Raw genomic sequence first — 17,953 nt, forward strand, 5'->3', positions numbered from 1 at the left:
CTAGCCACGAGCCACGAACCACTAACAACTTCTATATTTATCCACAAAGCGGGCCATGCGTTTCAGGGCTTCCTGGATGGTGTCCATGCTGGCGGCGTAGGAGATGCGGACGAAGCCTTCGCCTTGGGCGCCGAAGGCCGTACCCGGGACGACGGCGACTTTTTCTTCCTGGACCAGTTTTTCACAAAATTCGGCCGACGTCATACCCGTGCAGCGGATATCCGGGAAGATGTAGAAAGCCCCTTTCGGTTCAAAGACGGGCAGTCCCATATCGCACAGGCCTTTATAGATGACTTTGCGGCGGCGGTCGTATTCCTGGCGCATGGCTTCGACGTCATCATCACATTCCTTGAGGGCCGTGATGCCGCCGACCTGGGCCGTCGTATTGGCACACATGATGGCGTACTGATGGAGCTTCAAAATAGGCGCCAGGCCTTCCCGCGGGGCACAGACATAGCCCAGGCGCATACCGGTCATGGCATAGGCCTTGGAAAAGCCGTTGAAGATGACCGTCCGTTCGCGCATGCCCGGCAATTTGGCAAAGGATGTGAATTTGGCATCGCCGTACATGAGTTCACAATAGATTTCATCGGACAAGACGATGAGGTCGTGTTCTTCGGCAAATTTGGCAATGGGCATCAGTTCTTCGGCAGACATGACCGTCCCTGTCGGGTTGTTGGGATAGCCGATGACGATGGCCTTGGTCTTGGGCGTGATGACTTTTTCCAAGGCTTCGACAGTCAATTTGAAGTCGTGTTCCGGATAGGTCGGCACGAAGACCGGCGTCCCGCCGGCCAGTTCGACAGACGCCGGATAGGCGACATAGGCCGGGTCGGGGATGATGACTTCATCGCCCGGTTCGGTAATGGCCAAAAGGGCCATGGCCAGGCCTTCGGAGACGCCAACGGTGACCAGGATTTCGTCTTTTGGGTCATAATGGACGCCATAGCGCTTTTCAAAGTGCTGGCTAATGGCTTCACGGAGCTCCATCATGCCTGAATTGCCGGTATAACTCGTTTCCTTGGCATCGAGGCTGGCCTTCATGGCGTCCAGGACCTTGTCTGGTGCGGCAAAATCTGGTTCACCGATACTCAGGGACAAGACCCCTTTGACCTGAGCCGCAATATCGAAGAACTTGCGGATCCCCGAGGGTTTGATGGCTTTGACATTAGCCGCTGTTTTGTTATTCCAATCCATAATACAACACCGCCTTTTTTATGATTATTTTGCATTTATGTATGCATGTATCTTATATACAGTATACCACTTGCAACAAAATCATGGAAGGGATAAAAAAAGGATTGCTGCTGACGCAGCAATCCTTTTTCGTGGTTCGTTTGTCGTTCATCGTTTGTCGAAGATTCACACAAATACTGAATAAGGCTATTCACAGGATTCAGGCGGGCCGCCGACTATGGCGGCCCCTACATCGATGAACGGCCTACGATGAACGATTTCTTACGGTTTATCAAATAAATATTCTTCGCGGCCGACGACTTTGCCGTTCTTCATGTAGACGCGGGGGACGCGGCGCGAGATGTCGCACATGATTTCGTAGTTGATGGTGCCGCAGGCGGCGGCGATTTCTTCGATGGGGATGAAGCTGTCGCCTTGGCGGCCGAAGAGAACGACTTCGTCACCGGCATGAACATTGGCTTCGCCGCTGACATCGATCATGCATTGGTCCATGCAGATGGCGCCGACCTGGGGGACGCGGTGGCCATGATAGAGGACGTCGACTTTCCCCGACAGGATGCGCGAATAGCCATCGGCATAACCGACAGGCAGGGTCGCGATTTTCCGGCGCGACGGTGCCGTATAATGGCGGCCATAGCTGACCGTCGCCCCGGCGTCGATGAGTTTGACATGGGCAATGCAGCAGCGCAGGGACATGACCGGCCGCAGGTCATAGGGCTTGATATCGACATCCGGCGACGGTTCGCAGCCGTACATGATGATGCCCGGCCGGACCATGTCACAATAGTATTCCGGCAGTTCCAGGGCAGCCGCACTGTTGCAGCAGTGGCGCAGGGCGATGTGGATGCCTTCTTCTTCCATGCGCTTGCACATCCAGCGGAAGTGGCCGTACTGTTCGCGCGTAAAGGTCTTGTCCTTGATATCGGAGACGGCAAAATGAGTGAACATGCCGCGGATCTCGATGTTGGGCAGGGCGGCGATGGCCTTGATTTCAGAGACGCTAAATTCATTGACCTGGAAACCGACGCGGCTCATGCCCGTATCGACGGCGATGTGGACGCGCAAGGTCTTGCCCAGGCGCTGGGCTTCCTGCGAGAAAAATTCAGCGTTCTTCAAGTTGAAGACGGCCGGTTCGATGTCATAGGTCAGGAGTTCTTCCGTCCGCCGGGCATCGGTATGGCCGAGGATGAAGATTTCCTTGTCGATATGCGCGTAGCGGCGAAGTTCGACGGCTTCGTCCAGGCTGGATACGGCAAAACAATCGGCGCCGTTTTCGGCAAAGGTCTTGGCCAGTTCGACGCTGCCGTGACCGTAGGCATTGGCCTTGACGACGGCGGCAATCTTGACGTCAGGACCGACGTGTTTGCGGATCTGGCGCATATTGTGAGCGGCTGCGTCCAGGTCGATCTGGGCCCAGACGGCGCGGCGCGTAAAATTCATGGTACTTTCATATGCATTCATCGTTATCGCCTTCCTATAGGGAATGTCATTTACATTTCACTATCATAGCACAGCCCTTATAGGCCGTCAATCAACCGGCACAGGCCGTCCATGACCTTTTCTTCCCAAATATAATTGCGGCTGAACTGACCGGCACTGCGCGGGTCGTCGTCTTCGGCCAGGGCCTCCCCATTCATGACATAGGCAAAGCCGCTTCCCGTCCCGGGACGGATGAAAAGGCCCGATAAGAGGCCAAAGGCCTGGCCCGTATGGCCCCATAAATCGATGGCCTTGGTACGGCAGCAGCGGGCCGGCCCTCTGCCGTCGACGAAGAACTCGCCCAGGCCATAGGTCAGCAGGGTCTGGCCGCACGTATCGCCATTGTGGCCGTCATAGGTCCATTGCGGGCTGAACATGGCCTGGAGCGAAGCGGGCCGGAGGACCTGCCGCCCGGCGTAACGGCCGTCGTGAAGAAGCATCGCCAGGACGTGGCCCAATTCTTTCAGGGACAGGCGCAGGCCGCCTTGGGGAGAAAAAATCGTCGCATTGGTCCCAGGCTGATAACCGGCCAGGTCGTAAGTCTGACAGACGTCCTGGGCATAGGGATTCTGCAAGGACAGGGTCTCCCTTGGCGGCTGGACACCGCCAAAATCGTCCATAATCCCCTGCCAGGGGCCTTTTTCCTCCCACCGGCCCTGTCTATCCTGCTTGCGGTAAATCGTCCCTAAGCGGGCGAACTCAGGCGCTTCCAGGTTGCCCGGCACGTAATCAGCCCGGCATTCCAGGTCCTTCAGGATATGGGTCTTCTGATACTGGTCGAAACGCTGGCCCGTCACGGCTTCGATGACCGTCCCCAAGAGGCCGTAGTTGAGGTTGCAATAGGTGAAATAGGCGCCCGGTGCCTGTCCGGCCGGCGCGAAATGGGCGCCGCCTTCCCAATAGGGACTGCCTGGCCTAAAGAAGGCCCGGACGCTGACGGATGGCGGGATACTGTAGACTTTGCCGTCGCGCAGGCCCGACGTATGAGAAGCCAGGCTGCGGAGCGTAATGGGCATGTCGGGATACGACGGATGGCGCAGGCGAAAGCCGAGGTACTCGCTGACATCCTCGTCGAGGGACAGCTTCCCTGCTTCGGCGAGCTGCATAATCGTAAAGACCGTGAACATCTTGGAGACGGACGCCATGCGGAAACGGCTGTCTTCCGTCATGGGCCAGGTCTGTGCCCCGGCCATGCGGCGGATACCGCCGGCAAAGCGGTAGACCTCACGGCCGCCGGCATAGGCCAGGACGGCCAGGCCGGGCACGCAGGTCCCGCTGTCGCCAATAAGGGAGGCAAAATAGCCATCCCAATCCCTTCGCTTCATAATAGCTCCTTTCGGGTGCAAAAAAGGACTTGTCGTCGTACGACAAGCCCTTTTGAGTTTGAAGTTGTTTCTTACCCTTTATAATTTTCCGGATAGATTGTGATGTCGTAGTGGTTCTTGTCCCATTCGTGGGTAATCTGGTGTTTATACGGCGACAAGGCGTTGATGAGGACTTCGTAGGCTTTGGTGCCCTGGTAGATGCCATCATCGGAGATGTCGACTTTATAACCATTTTCATGGGAATAGATACCGCTGGCGTGGTAACCGCTTTCGGCACCGCCGGTAATGACGAAGGAAATGCCGGCCTGGCGGGCTTCCGTATTCAGACGGTCCAGGAAGGCGATGGTCGAGCTCTGGAAATGAGCCGTATCGGTCGTCCAGTTGCTGTCCCACGGCGTATCCATGCCTTCAGTGCTGCTCCACTTGCGCAGGTTGCTCTTGCCGAAATCACGGCGGTACGCATAGGCGTCGGCAATGGCCGCATCATACGAGTCATGCTGGTACTGATACTGGTACTGGTCTTCATATTTCTGACGGTTCCAGGCCGTGACCGGCGTAGCCATGTGCTGCGATTCGGCATAGTGGTACTTGACAGTGTCGGGCGTAATCGTCCCGGGGTTGTCGATATTAGAAAAGGCCGATGCCGGAATCAGGGCGTGGACGCGGTCCCGAAGGCGGTCACCGATCTTATCGGAGTTTTTATTTTCAGTGGTTTTATCTTTCTTTTTGGCTTTGTCCTGTGCCTGTACCTGAGCCATGGCAGCGACGGCCGGAGATACGGTTTCCGCATCTTTGACCTGTGCAGCCGAAGCCGTGACGGTTCCCATAAGACAGCAGAGAAACAGAATGGTAATGATAGACTTCTTCATTAAATTCCCCCTTAAAATACTGAAATTATGTGTATGACATTTACTTGTTTTCACGAACAACATTTCAATTATATCATATTCAGGGGAATTTGAAAAGTCCAGTTACGAACCCAGGAGCTCGCGCTGCTCGATTTCCTGGGCCGCTGCTTCATCCTGGTCAGCTCTCTTCGTATCGCCTAACTTGCGCCAGACCTGGCTGCGCAGGCGATAGCCGTCTTCATAGGGCTTGATGGCCAGGGCCTGGCTCAGGTACTGCACCGCCCGCCGGTAGTCGCCCTGGTCTATGGCCAGTTGGCCCAGACTGTCGTAGACGGCCAGCTTATCGTCATCATCTGTCGCCAGGCGGATGGACTGGTCGTAGTCCCGTTTGGCCAGGTCGAATTGTTTCAAGTGGCGGTAACATTCGCCGCGGTTGTTGTAATCCATAGCCGTTTCCTTCAGTGCCAGGGCTCTGGTCAAGTCGGCAATGGCCAGCTCATCCTGACCCATCTTGGCATAGACCAGGCCCCGTTCGGAATAGACCCGGCTGTCGTCGGGATGGCGTTTCACCGCTTCCTGGAGCAGGGCCAGGGACTGGTCATAGAAACCGGCTTCTTCGGCGACGGACCCGGCCAGGAAGTAATCGCCGCGGTGCATGAGTTCGTACATGACGCCGACATGGCGGCTCCGATCGGCCAATTTCTTATCGCCTTTCTTTTCATAGACCAGGCTTTCGAGGAAATAATTATGCGGGAAGGCCGGCGCCAGCTTTTCACCCTGCTTGAGGTCGGCCAGGGCTTTGTCGTAGGCTTCTATGGCCGTATAGGCCCGGGCCCGATTGAAATACATCAGTCCCTGCAGGTGATCCCCGTTCTGGCTCAGGGACAAGGCCTTGGTATAATCGTTGACAGCCAGCTGGTATTCTTTACGCTGTTCATAGATAGCGCCGCGGTTGAAATAATGGAAGGCTGCGCCCGGTTCCAGGGAAATGGCCTTGTCACAATCGGCCAGGGCCTGGTCATAGCGTCCCAAAAGGGCGTAAATAGCGCTGCGGCGGTCGTAGGCATCGGCATCGCCGGGATGGGCTTCGATCTGGCCGTTGACGATCTGCAGGGCCTTGTCATAATCCTTGGCCCGGACGGCCTGCAACAGGTCGCTTTTCCCATCGGTCTGCAAGGCGATGGCTCCTCCGCCCGCGCCTTCCGGTATCTTCTCATCGTTAGCCAGGGACAGGCAGGGAACGGCCAAAAAGCATGAAATCAGCCCGGCTAAGATACATTCTTTCCATCGTCTCATAACGAGCCCCCTATCTTTCGGAATTTGCTTTACTTTATAAATTTCGACACAGGCCCGCCAAAATCCTGCTAACAAATGAAAATAATATGCTATAATGAAGAAAAAATGTAAGGAGAAATATGCATGCAAATATTCAAAGGCAAGGAAAAATCTAAAAAACAGCTGCTAACCCTGGCCTTGATGGGGTTGATGTGTATAGGAGGCAATGCCATGGCCACCCAGGTAAACGTCGACTCGGCGACGAAAGACATGCCGGGAAAAGTAGAAAGCACGAAGCTATCCGTGCCGGTAAAGACACCGGTCATCAATCAGATTTCCGATGTCGTATATGAACAAGTCCCCATGCGGGGCTACCCCAACGTGGCCATGAAGATGGACATCCTTCAGCCGAAATCAGCTGCGAAACTGCCTGCCATCGTTTATGTCACAGGCGGCGGCTTCATCAACGCCAATAAGGACAATGGCATCCAGCTCCGCATGCACCTGGCCGAAGCGGGCTATGTCGTCGCTTCCATCCAGTACCGTGTCGCACCGACGGCCCGCTTCCCGGAACCCCTGGAAGATGTGAAGGCCTCTATCCGCTATTTGAAAGCCCATGCAGACCAATTCGGCATCGACCCGGAACGAATCGGCATCATCGGCGGCAGTGCCGGCGGCTATCTCACGGCGATGGCGGCGACGACCAGCGGCACGAAAACCTTCGACAAAGGCGATAATCTCCAGGTCGGCAGCGACGTCAAAGCCGCCGTCGACCTCTACGGCCTCTCTGACCTGACCCGCATCGGCGATGACTATAATGATTCCGTGAAAAAAGCCCACCGATCGGCCGGCGCCACCGAAGCCCTTTGGGTGAACGGCTCTGCCGTATTCGGCGGCCACGACGGCGGCATCCTGGCCAATCCGGAAGGCGCCCAAAAGGCCAACCCCATCACGTACATTTCCCAGACCAGTGCGCCCCTGCTGCTCATGCACGGCACGAATGACACCGTCGTTTCCCCGAGCCAGACGGACCTGCTCTTCCAGGCCCTCCAGAAACATCATGTCCCGTCAAAACGCTACCTGGTAGAAGGCGCGGCCCATGGCGGCATCTACTGGAACCAAAAAGAAGTACTCGACATCATCACGACCTTCTTCGATTCGTATTTGAAAAAATAGAAAAGAGGCTGTCGCACGTGCGACAGCCTCTTTTCTTATGCTATTTCTGGCAGCACGGAGGCAGTTTCGAGTTGCCTCCCGTTTTTGTTTTGCTGCTGGATGAGCAGCTGCCGGAGCAATGGCTGCAGCAGCTGGTGGTTCCGTTGAACAGACCACGGATATGATGGATGAAGTACGCTACGGCCATGAGGACGACGATAGCGACGATGATGGTTGCAGGACTCATAGATATACCTCCTCCCGGGATTAGCAAATTAGCGATTATTAGTTGTGAGAGCAACCTCTCCGGCCCTTTGGGCCACCTCCCCTATGAGGGGAGGCAGGCCACTAACATTATACGTTATGGAAGGGGTTGTTTCAAGGCTTAGGCGCCGAGGCCGGCCATGAGGGCCAGGTGATAGGTGACGAAGGCCAGGACGTACGAGAGGACGAGGCACATGCCGTTGCTGGCGAGGAGCATTTTCCACGAGCCCGTTTCACGTTTGATGACGGCCATGGCAGCGACGCACGGCATGTAGAGCAGGACGAAGACCATGAGCGACAGGGCGACGGCCTGGTTGAAGTCCGGATCATCTCTGAGGTAAGCGACGAGGCCCGATTCATGAGTATCGTCCCCGCCGACGCTGTAAATCGTACCCAGCGTGGAGACCATGACTTCTTTAGCAGCCGTGCAGGCGATGAGGCCTACGCCGATCTTCCAGTCGAAGCCGAGCGGTGCGATGACCGGTTCTACGAAGTGACCGAGGCGGGCCGCATAGGACTGTTCCAATTTTTCAGCATTCTGCTGATCTTCGAGCTTAGACGTTTCGTCGTCCGCATCGGCTTTGGCATCGAAGAGCGGCAGGGCCTGGGCGAAGACGGCCGGATTCTGTTCCTGGAGATCGGCGAAGCTCTGCGGGTATTTGCCCATGAAGAGGTTATCTTCTGCATTTTCAGAGTCTTTGACCTGGTCTTCAACGGAGCTCAAAGCAGCAGCCGGGTTCAAGGCGTTGCCCGTATCGGCTTCGTTTTCATCGGCTTCGTCAGCGGCTTCATCGGCGGCGGCGACCATGGATTCATACATCTCATTCAAGGCGTCATTGTCTTCGATAGCACTGAGGCCATAGGACTGGAGGATGTCAGATTGTTTCTGTTCCATTTCGGCTGTGACCTGATCTTTAGCGGCATCGAAATCCTGGGAATAATCGACATCCACCGGGTAAGCTGTGAGGAACCAAACCAGGACAGAGGCACCGAGGATGAAGGTACCGGCTTTCTTGAGGTACAAGACCGTGCGTTCCCACATGTGCATGAGGACGCCTTTCAAGGTCGGAATGTGATACGGCGGCATTTCCATGACGAACGGTTCCTGTTCCCCTTTAAAGGTCGTGTGACGGAGGACCAGGGCGACGCAGATGGAAATAACGATGCCTAAGAGGTAAATGCCGAAGAGGACTGTACCGCCGTGGCCGGAAGCGCCGAAGAAAGCAGCGATGAGCAGGGTGTATACGGGCAGGCGGGCGCCGCAGCTCATGAACGGGCAGGCCAGGATTGTGACCAGACGGTCTTTTTCGTTATCCAAGGTACGAGCGGCCATAATGCCCGGTACGTTGCAGCCAAAGCCGAGGATCATGGGGATAAAGGACTTGCCGTGCAGCCCCAGGGCACGCATGGCGCGGTCGATGAGGAAAGCGGCGCGGGCCATATAGCCCGTATCTTCGAGAAGGCTGATGAATAAATACAAGAGGACGATAAGCGGGACGAAGGATAGGACGGAGCCGACACCACCGATGACGCCGTCGACGACGAGAGACCGGAGCTGTTCATCTTCGATGACATCACTGCACCAGTCGCCGAGCATGGAAAAGCCCGTATCGAGCCATCCCTGTGGGTAAGCGCCAACGTTGATGACGACGACGAACATGAGCCACATGAGGGCCAGGAAAATAGGAATCCCTAAATAGCGATGAGTCAAGACACTGTCGATCTTATCGGATAAGGAGTCGCTGGAACCGACATTGATAATCGATTTATTAAATACGTCTGTTGCGAATTGATATCGGCATTGAGCGAAATAAAAATCCAAATCAATCTTGCTGGTCAGAGAATCGCGCAGGGTCGAAGCCAGGGCCAGGATGGACTGGGTGCCTTCCATGGCACGGACTTTTTCGACGGCATCAGAGTCGTTTTCCAAGAGCTTGACAGCCAGCCAGCGGACCGGATATTTGATGATGCCCATTTTTTCGATGGCATCGGTCAAATTGGCGATAGCCGGTTCGACGTCGGGACCATAATCGACTTTGGCATTGACCAGGTCCTTCGTCTGCGTGCCGGAAATGGCGTCGAGCAATTCTTTCGTGCCGATGTTCTTGCTGCCGACAAGGGGCACGACGACGGCGCCGAGCTGCTGTCCCAGTTTCTTGAAGTCGATTTTGATGCCCATGCGGTCGGCAATATCCATCATGTTCAGGGCGATGACCATGGGCCGGCCCAGTTCGACAAGCTGTGCCGCCAGATATAAGTTACGTTCCAGGTTGGACGCATCGAGGACGTTGACGATGATGTCCGGTTTTTCATTGATGATGACGTTACGGGCGACGACTTCGTCCAGGGACCGCGCCGTCAGGCTGTATGTACCCGGCAGGTCGACGAAGAGCAGGTCCTTGCCGTTGAAGGTGCGATGGCCTTCTTTCTTTTCAACAGTAACGCCAGGATAGTTGCCGACGTGCTGTTTGGCGCCGGTAATGTTGTTAAAAATCGTCGTTTTACCGCAGTTCGGATTGCCGGCCAGGGCAATCTTGATTTTTGCTGCATTTTCCATGACTACTATGTACCCCCTTTATGATTCAACAGCGACGGAAATCATGGCCGCTTCATTCATACGCAATGCCAGTGCGCACCCTTTGACTTTGACTTCGACAGGGTCTCCAAGCGGGGCCTTTTTGAAGACCGTAATGTGCGAGCCCTTGACGACGCCCATGTCGACGAGGCGGTGCTGGATGTTCCCCCGCCCTTCTAAGGCTTCGACGACGCCCGACTGGCCGACTTTCATTTCGGCTAATGAAACAATTTTCATGACTAACTCCCCTTTTCTGGCCCTCAGACGGCTTCTTCCGTCCGGGCGGCTAATATGCTCTTCAGCGCGTTCGAGCTGCTCGTATGGGAACGGACGACTTCGACGTTCTTGCGCTGCGCTTCCTTGATGGCGCAGCGGACCATACTGTGGCTCACGGTGCTGGTAAATAACACGACAAGATCCGGCGATCCGATTTTCGACTTGAAATCGCTCGGTACTTGTGTAAAGACTTTGGCCTTATAATCGTATTCTTTGCAGATACGCTTATAACGACAAACCATACAATCATTTCCACCTACGATGACGACACTCATTTACCTCGCTCCTTTCAGCTCCGTAAATAATACTCACACATCCCTTCTTTTATGATAATATATTTCATTACCAAAAACATTATATATTTTTTCACATAGTCTGTCAATAGATGTTATTGAAATTCATTTATAAAAAAGGGACTTGTCGTTTTGCGACAAGTCCCTTTTTAGGGGCGCCCGTTCACGCCAATCCGTTCACAGACAGCTTACATATACCTGACGGGCTCGCCACATGCGAGCCCCTACAAATATGGGCATGGGCGAGCCCTTACTATGCGGAACGGCGGATGGTCCGCGCCGGTTTGAGGATGCGGACGCTGTTGAGGACGACGGCCAGGGTGGCTGTGTTATGGATGACAGCGGCCCAGAGGGGGCTGATCTTCCCTAAGGCGCCGAGGAGCATGGCTGCCGAGTTGACTACGATGGTAGCCGTAAAGTTCTGGTTGATGGCCCGCATCGTTTCCCGCCCGATGTACAGGGCATCGTACAGTTTCGACGGGTCTTCAGAGCGGATGGTGATGGCTGCCGATTCAGCGGCGATGTCCGTCTTGTTGCCGCCGAGGCTGACGCCGATATCGGCAAAGGCCAGGGCCGGCGCATCGTTGATGCCGTCGCCGACCATCATGACGTTGCCCCGCTTCTGCATTTTCATGACGTAATTGGCCTTGTCTTCCGGCAGGATTTCGGCATGATACGAGTCGATATCCATGTCGCGGGCGACTTCGGCGGCGACGTCCTTGGAATCCCCCGTGAGCATGACGACTTCGTCGATGCCCAGGCGGCGCATGCGGTTCAAGGTCTTCTTCATGCCCGGACGGACCGGGTCCTGGATGACCAAAAAGCCGAGATACCGGCCATTGCGGGCGATGTACAAGAGGTTCTTGCCCCACGTCTTGTTGTCCGTGGCCGGCATGCCTTCTACGCCTTCTTCGGTCATGAAGCGGCGGCTGCCGACGAGGACGTCCCCGCCTTCGTAGCCTTCAAAGTCCGGCACGGCAGCTTTCATGCCGCGGGCGACGACCGTTTCCGACGAAGCGTGCGGCGGCGTCTGCCAGCCCTGGGCATTGACGTATTTCTGGACGGCTACGGCCAGGGGATGGACCGAGTGCATTTCTGCCGAAGCGGCGAGGAGGATCATTTCTTTATCATCGACGCCTTCGACCGTTTCGATATGGTCGATCTGCGGGACGCCCATGGTAATGGTCCCGGTCTTATCGAGGACGACCGTGTCGATGTCGGCCAGGTTTTCGATGTAGTTGCCGCCCTTGATGAGGATCCCCTTGCGGGCTGCCACGCCGATGGCGGCCGAGATGGCCGTTGCCGTCGACAATTTCAGGCCGCACGAGAAGTCGATGAACAAGAGATTGAGGACGCGCTGCCAGTCCTTGGTCGCCCCGTAGACGATGGCTGCGCCGATGAAGGAGATAGGAACCAGGAGATTGGCCATCTTATCGGCAAAGTTCTGGACCGGTGCCCGGCGGGTCTGGGCTTCTTCGACGAGGTGGATGATCTGGGCCAGGGACGTATCGGCGCCGACCTTCTCGACGCGGATGACCAGGTCGCCCGCTTCGATGACGCTGCCGGCATAGACCGGCGATTTTTCCTGCTTGATGGCCGGGTTCGATTCGCCCGTAATGGACGCCTGGTTGACGGCGGCATTGCCGCTGACGACGCTGCCGTCGACACAGATCTTTTCGCCCAGGTGGACGGCGATGAGGTCGCCCCGCTTCAGCGATTCGACGGGGACCTTGCGTTCATGGCCGTTTTCGACGAGCCAGACGTCGCGCTGGTCTAGTTTGAGCAGGCCCGAAATCTGACGGCGTGCCTTTTCGGCGGCGTATTCGGTCATCATTTCGGCGCCGTTCGACAGGGCCAGGAGGGTCAGGCTCGATTCGGGCTTGCCGGCCAGGACGGACGCAGCGACAGCCGTCGCCGTCAGCGTGTCGGCATTGGCCTGATGGTCTTTTACGAGGCCCAGGATGCCGTTCTTAATGTAACGGCGTGCAATATATAAGGTAAATAATCGGCGAAACAAGAGGATCGACCCGTAAAATTCCGGATTGACCTTGCGCAGGATGTTCATGGCGATGAAGCCGCCGACGGAGATAATCGCTTCCCGGCGGTACGTGGCGACGTCCATATCGTCGTTCTTGGCTTCTTTCTTGCGGCCATATTTTTCTTCAAAAGCGCGGACGAAGAGCTGGAGCGCCCGCAGGTCCAGCCGTCCCATATAGTAGACAGTGACCTTCTTTTCTTCGACAACAGCTGAGACGATGCCCCGGACCTGGCGGAGCTTGACACTCAGGACAGGCCGCAGGCGGCTGGGGAGCTCGCTGTTCAGGAAGATCGTATTGCGCATGTACATGACTTAACGCCTCCTCAATAAAGACAGGGCCCACCACAGCATCTGCGGTCCTGTCGGGCGTTGACCCAGGAATACGGTCTTCCGCAGGCCGCGAAGGGTCAGGACTACGGCGATCAGGGTCCGCAAATCCAGGAAGGCCTTGCTTTTCCGAAAAATAGCCTGACTGAAGACGTCGGCCGTATCCTGGACAGCCTTCAAATACGTCGCCGATTCCGCTTTCCCGGCTTCAGCCTGTCCGGCATCGCAGACGGCACCGACAAGGCCTTCTACGGCATTTGGAAAGAGGCGGAAGCGGAAAAAGTTTTCCAATTTATCCAAGGTCCCTTCGCTATGGGCGAAGACCAAGATGCTGCCCGTAACGGCGCTGACCTGGACGAACTGGACATCCGGCAGGGTGCTGACTTTTTCTTCGATCAATTTAGCCAATTCCGCATTGCCAACGAGGGCGGCCGCACGGTAACGGCGGCGTCCTTTCAAGACAGAAACGCAGGCAAAATGGGGCACAGCAGCGGCAGGCTTTGCCGCCTGGACCTGAGACCGGCATACACCGGCGGGCGCAGCTGCGGCAGCCGCTTTGCCCTTCTTATTGTGGAACATATCGTATACGGCTTTGCCAATCGACGTGCCCACCATAAAACCTGAGGCATAAGACATAATTACCTTCTCCTTTCAACGTGGCTCATGATATAATTTTCTACCCGGACGAGTTCCCGGTTGGCCCGCAGGACCTGCGGACGATACGTGATCAAGACAGAACCCGTGAGGACATTGACATCGACTTTATCGATTTCTTTATAGCTGGCAATGTAGGCATAGACCTTGCGGCCCAAATCAGCATTGCCGACGAGTTTCTTGCTGTACAGGCGGATACGGCCCGGCAAGTAAGACGAAATAGTAACAGATCTCATGATGAGGTCCCATTTCGACGTCGGAATAATCATACAAGCAGTCCTTCCTGTTTTTTTCCTAAAAAAAAGAAGCCGTCATCCAAGACGGCCTCTTCTTGAGTTTGAAGTTTGTAGTTTTTAGTTTTCAGCAAGTGAAAACGCAAAGGCCTTCACTACAAACTTATTTCGCCTGTGCGGCTTCCTGGGCTGCAATCATGTCTTCCAATTCTTCTTTCTGACGCTGCAATTCAGCCAGGGGAACCGACGCGGTCATAGCACCGGCAGCCGGCTGCTGCAGAGCCATGAGCTGCTGTTCCCGTTCAGACATCAATTTGTAACCGAAGACGCCGGCGACGACACCGATACCTAAGCCAATCCAAAAATCTGTATTCTGAAACATACGACACATCTCCCTTTAAAATATTGATATTCATTTACAGCTATTATTATAAAGTGCTTTTCTTCACGTGTCAATAGTACTTATCAATTTCATTAGTGCATTTTGTTATTATTGCAAACATAAAATCATCCTATATCGCCTGATTGCGCTATGTTACTGGGTTCCCCATTTATTTTCCCGGCCGGATTTGCTATAATATAGAAATACTTCCAGGTATAGAAACTGTAAATTATGAAATTGTATCTTAATATTTTGAAAGGTGTGACTTTCTTGTTCAACAAGTCTCTCTTAAAATCCGTTCAGTCTGCCATTGCCGAACACCCGGACAAGCGGGTTTTATCGCTTTCATTTGAAAATAAAAAGTATTTCATCAAACGCCGCAGGGGCAACGGCCGCAATGCCTTTGCCAAACAGAACCCGTCTGCCGCGTTCTGGTGCGAAGCCTATAAGATCATGACCGTCAACGCCCGCCTGCGCCTGGCGCCGAAACTGGTCCTCCTGGATGAAGACTTCTTCGTCATGGAAGCGGCCGGCAAGACCCTGCAGGGCGTCGCCAAAGAAGCAGAATATGCCGACGTCCGCCAGGAGGCCTTTGAAAAAGCCGGCCAGGGCCTGGCCCGTCTCCACGCCGCCGGACTGCACCACGGCCGGCCGGCCCTGCGGGACATCGCCTACGACCGGGAAGACGGGACGATTACCCTCCTCGATTGGGAAAACGAAAAGAAATTCGTCGACGCGCCGGCACCGGTCCTGGACCTGTTCCTCTTCCTGCACAGCTGTTTCCGCGAAGAATGGCCGGACAACGCCCTCATCGATGCGGCTGTCGCCGGTTATGGCAGCGTCGAAGGCAGCGACCAGGTCTTCATGGCGCTGAAAGCCTTCATCGCAGACCACCACACCCTCTTCGCGGTGTGTCACGCCCTGACCCCCTTCGGCTGGATCGACGTCGTCTCCGTAGACAAGGCCAAAGCCTATATCGCCGCCTTATAAGACAGAAAAGGCCGCCGCACAGCGGATGTAGCCGCCAGGCAATTCCTCGGCGGCTTTTTTCATCTGCAGGGCCAGGAGGATGGGCAGCAGGTCGGCGACGGCCAGGCCCGTCTTTTCCAGGAGCTCGCTCACCGGCGCCGCCCGGTCGAAGGGGATGACGTCGATGACGGCCTGTTCAGCCGGGCTCAGGCTGGGTGCTGCTGCCTCAGCGACGGTTTCCGGTCCCTGCCAGCCGCGGCGGCGAAATTCCCGGATTACATCGTCGACGCAGGTCAAGGGAATGGCGCCGAGCTGCAAGAGGTGGTTCGTCCCGCGGCTGGTCTCGGAAAAGACACTGCCCGGCATGGCAAAGACGTCGCGCCCTTCGTCGAGGGCCAGGTCGGCCGTAATCAGGGAGCCGCTGCGCAGGGCTGCTTCGACGACGATCGTCGCCGCCGCCATGCCGGCGATGATTCGGTTCCGGGCCGGGAAATTCCGGGACAGCGGCTCGACGCCAAAGGCATACTCGGAAATGACGGCGCCGCCGTTCTCGACGACCTGCCGGAACAGGGCCTTGTTTTCCCTGGGATAAGTCCGGTCCAGGCCGTTGGCAGCGACGACGACGGGGCGCCCCTTCCCCTTCAGGGCGCCCCGGTGGGCCCGCGTGTCGATGCCCCGGGCACCGCCGCTGATGATGGTAAAGCCCTGGGCCGCCAGTTCGGCAGCCAGTGACTCCGCCGCGTTCAGGCCGTAAGGGCTGGCCTTGCGCGAGCCGACGATGGCGAGGCTGCTGCTGTCGCGGCCCATCGTTCCCTGACAGAAGAGGACCAGCGGCGGCTGGGCGGTGAAGGGCAGCCACGCCGGATAGTCGTCATCCCACAGGGCCAGGGGCCGGACGCCATAGAAATCCAGCTGATGCTGGAATCGGTCCCAGTCAAAAACGTTTCGTTCTTGTCTGAGCTGGGAAAATATCTTGGCCGGGATTCCCGTCCGGCGCCGCAAATCCTCATCCCAGACGGCTTCCCAGGCCCGGCGCGGCGAGCGGCAGACGTCGAGGAGGGCCTGCAGGCGGCGGCTGCCGCAGCCCTTGAGGGACTGGAGGGCCGCGGCGTACATCGTTTCATGGTTCACAGTCTTCCCTCCTTCATGGCTGCTGCATCTTATTGCGGTAACTGATGGCTTCGGCGACGTGTTCCTTGGCGATGACCGGCTCTTTGGCCAGGTCGGCGATGGTCTGGGACACTTTGATGATCCGATCGTAGCTGCGGGCGCTGAGGCGCAGGACGTCGAAGGCTTCGCGCAGCAGCTGCTGGGCTGCTTCGGTCAATTGGCACGTCGCCCGTATCTCCCGGTGGCCCATGTGGGCGTTGCAGGTGCAGCCATAGGGCGCCAGGCGCTCCTGCTGGCGACGGCGCGCCGACAGGACCCGCGAGCGGATGGCTGCCGACGATTCGGCTTTCCGCCGGGTTATCAGTTCCTGGTACGCCGGCCGCTCGACGCGGACGTGGAGGTCGATGCGGTCCAACAGGGGGCCGGAAATCTTATGGGTGTAGCGGCGTATCTCGCTTTCTGAACAAATACAGCCTTCATCGAAGCCGTAACGGCCGCAGGGACAGGGATTCATGGCGGCTACCAGGACGAAGCGCGACGGATAGGACAGAGCCGCCTGGACACGGGCGATATGGACGACACCGTCTTCCAGGGGCTGGCGCAGGACTTCCAGGACCGACCGGGGAAATTCCGGCAGTTCGTCGAGGAAGAGGACGCCGTGATGACTGAGGGTCACTTCGCCCGGCTTGGGGATGGACCCGCCGCCGACGAGGCCGGCCATGGAAATGGTATGATGCGGGCTGCGGAAGGGCCGCTGCTGCAGGAGACGGCCCTTCCCGAGGAGACCGGCGACGCTGTAGATTTTGGTCGCTTCCAGGGCCTCGGCTTCATTCATGGGCGGCAGGATCGTCGGGATGCGCTTGGCCAGCATGGTCTTGCCGCTCCCGGGCGGTCCGATCATGAGGACGTTATGGCCGCCGGCCGCAGCGATTTCCAGGACCCGTTTGGCTTCGGCCTGGCCCTGGACTTCGGAAAAATCGACGTCGTAATCGGGCAGGTCCGGGTCCGGCAGTGCGGCCCGGGCGGCCTCTAACGCCTTCTCGCCCGTCAAATGGCCGGCGACGTCGCAGAGAGTCCCGACGCCATAGACCGTAAGGTCCGGGCAGAGCAGGGCTTCGGCGGCATTGTCCCGGCTGACGAAGACCGTCTTCATCCCCTGGGCCGCCCCTTCCAGGACCATGGGCAGGATGCCGTTCACCGGGCGGATGCGACCGTCCAGGGCCAGTTCACCCAGGAAGAGGCAGTTTTCGCAGACCTCTTCGGGAATCTGGCCGCTCGACACGAGGATGGCCACGGCCAGGCTCAGGTCGAGACCGGCCGTATCCTTCTTGAGGTCGGCCGGCGCCAGGTTGACCGTCAGGCGGCGCATGGGAAATTCATAGCCGCTGTTCTTGACGGCTGCCCGGACCCGCTCTTTGGCCTCTTTCACCGACGTCGCGGCCAAACCGACCAGGTCGAACGACGGCAGACCGTTGGAGATGTCCGTCTCGACGGCGATGACATGGCCGTTCAGGCCCAACGTCGCCGCCCCGTAGATACGCGCGAACACAGCC

Annotated in this window: 17 protein-coding genes; 2 read left to right on the forward strand and 15 right to left on the reverse strand. The window is 56.9% G+C overall.

What is annotated here, in order from left to right:
* Nucleotides 1-21 precede the first annotated feature (21 nt).
* From C6362_RS00195 to C6362_RS00215, 5 genes are all read right to left on the reverse strand, one after another.
* Nucleotides 22-1,197, reverse strand: coding sequence for a pyridoxal phosphate-dependent aminotransferase (locus C6362_RS00195; RefSeq protein ID WP_014016428.1), 1,176 nt, complete (start codon nucleotides 1,195-1,197; stop codon nucleotides 22-24).
* A gap of 261 nt (nucleotides 1,198-1,458) precedes the next feature.
* Nucleotides 1,459-2,658: an alanine racemase gene (alr, locus tag C6362_RS00200; RefSeq protein ID WP_014016427.1), complete on the reverse strand. Its 1,200-nt coding sequence runs from the start codon at nucleotides 2,656-2,658 to the stop codon at nucleotides 1,459-1,461.
* A 56-nt stretch (nucleotides 2,659-2,714) separates the two neighbouring features.
* Entirely contained in the window at nucleotides 2,715-4,001 is a 1,287-nt protein-coding gene (locus C6362_RS00205; protein WP_014016426.1) for a serine hydrolase domain-containing protein, read from the reverse strand.
* A 71-nt stretch (nucleotides 4,002-4,072) separates the two neighbouring features.
* Nucleotides 4,073-4,870: a hypothetical protein gene (locus C6362_RS00210; RefSeq protein ID WP_014016425.1), complete on the reverse strand. Its 798-nt coding sequence runs from the start codon at nucleotides 4,868-4,870 to the stop codon at nucleotides 4,073-4,075.
* Between the two features lie 102 nt (nucleotides 4,871-4,972).
* On the reverse strand, nucleotides 4,973-6,145 hold the full coding sequence (locus C6362_RS00215; RefSeq protein ID WP_014016424.1) for a tetratricopeptide repeat protein: 1,173 nt from the start codon (nucleotides 6,143-6,145) through the stop codon (nucleotides 4,973-4,975).
* A 123-nt stretch (nucleotides 6,146-6,268) separates the two neighbouring features.
* Between C6362_RS00215 and C6362_RS00220 the strand changes: the two genes are divergently transcribed.
* Nucleotides 6,269-7,300 carry an alpha/beta hydrolase gene (locus tag C6362_RS00220; protein WP_014016423.1) on the forward strand — a complete coding sequence of 344 codons (1,032 nt, stop codon included), beginning with the start codon at nucleotides 6,269-6,271 and terminating at the stop codon, nucleotides 7,298-7,300.
* Between the two features lie 40 nt (nucleotides 7,301-7,340).
* On the opposite strand, the gene C6362_RS00225 is transcribed toward C6362_RS00220, so the two are convergent.
* From C6362_RS00225 to C6362_RS00260, 8 genes are all read right to left on the reverse strand, one after another.
* Complete coding sequence (locus C6362_RS00225; protein ID WP_014016422.1) at nucleotides 7,341-7,526, reverse strand: hypothetical protein; 186 nt, start codon at nucleotides 7,524-7,526, stop codon at nucleotides 7,341-7,343.
* Nucleotides 7,527-7,664: 138 nt separating this feature from the next.
* Nucleotides 7,665-10,100, reverse strand: coding sequence for a ferrous iron transport protein B (feoB, locus tag C6362_RS00230; RefSeq protein ID WP_014016421.1), 2,436 nt, complete (start codon nucleotides 10,098-10,100; stop codon nucleotides 7,665-7,667).
* Between the two features lie 18 nt (nucleotides 10,101-10,118).
* Nucleotides 10,119-10,355 (reverse strand): FeoA family protein, encoded by a 237-nt coding sequence (locus C6362_RS00235; RefSeq protein ID WP_014016420.1) that lies wholly within the window; start codon nucleotides 10,353-10,355, stop codon nucleotides 10,119-10,121.
* 23 nt (nucleotides 10,356-10,378) lie between these two features.
* Nucleotides 10,379-10,669, reverse strand: coding sequence for a DUF2325 domain-containing protein (locus C6362_RS00240; RefSeq protein WP_014016419.1), 291 nt, complete (start codon nucleotides 10,667-10,669; stop codon nucleotides 10,379-10,381).
* A gap of 271 nt (nucleotides 10,670-10,940) precedes the next feature.
* The gene (locus C6362_RS00245) at nucleotides 10,941-13,034 is read right to left on the reverse strand and encodes a heavy metal translocating P-type ATPase (protein WP_014016418.1); all 2,094 of its coding nucleotides are present in this window, start codon (nucleotides 13,032-13,034) and stop codon (nucleotides 10,941-10,943) included.
* A gap of 3 nt (nucleotides 13,035-13,037) precedes the next feature.
* Entirely contained in the window at nucleotides 13,038-13,688 is a 651-nt protein-coding gene (locus tag C6362_RS00250) for an HMA2 domain-containing protein (RefSeq protein ID WP_014016417.1), read from the reverse strand.
* 2 nt (nucleotides 13,689-13,690) lie between these two features.
* Nucleotides 13,691-13,975 (reverse strand): HMA2 domain-containing protein, encoded by a 285-nt coding sequence (locus C6362_RS00255; protein ID WP_014016416.1) that lies wholly within the window; start codon nucleotides 13,973-13,975, stop codon nucleotides 13,691-13,693.
* A 127-nt stretch (nucleotides 13,976-14,102) separates the two neighbouring features.
* Nucleotides 14,103-14,321: a hypothetical protein gene (locus tag C6362_RS00260; protein WP_014016415.1), complete on the reverse strand. Its 219-nt coding sequence runs from the start codon at nucleotides 14,319-14,321 to the stop codon at nucleotides 14,103-14,105.
* Between the two features lie 231 nt (nucleotides 14,322-14,552).
* Here C6362_RS00260 and C6362_RS00265 point away from each other — a divergent pair, with 231 nt between their 5' ends.
* Complete coding sequence (locus C6362_RS00265) at nucleotides 14,553-15,311, forward strand: BUD32 family EKC/KEOPS complex subunit (protein WP_232501458.1); 759 nt, start codon at nucleotides 14,553-14,555, stop codon at nucleotides 15,309-15,311.
* Here C6362_RS00265 and dprA read toward each other — a convergent pair.
* Entirely contained in the window at nucleotides 15,306-16,421 is a 1,116-nt protein-coding gene (gene dprA / locus C6362_RS00270) for a DNA-processing protein DprA (RefSeq protein ID WP_014016413.1), read from the reverse strand. The two genes, C6362_RS00265 and dprA, sit on opposite strands and share 6 nt — an antisense overlap.
* 13 nt (nucleotides 16,422-16,434) lie before the next feature.
* Nucleotides 16,435-17,949: a YifB family Mg chelatase-like AAA ATPase gene (locus C6362_RS00275; RefSeq protein ID WP_014016412.1), complete on the reverse strand. Its 1,515-nt coding sequence runs from the start codon at nucleotides 17,947-17,949 to the stop codon at nucleotides 16,435-16,437.
* Nucleotides 17,950-17,953: the final 4 nt, after the last annotated feature.

Source organism: Megasphaera elsdenii DSM 20460 (assembly GCF_003010495.1).
Lineage (GTDB): Bacteria > Bacillota > Negativicutes > Veillonellales > Megasphaeraceae > Megasphaera > Megasphaera elsdenii.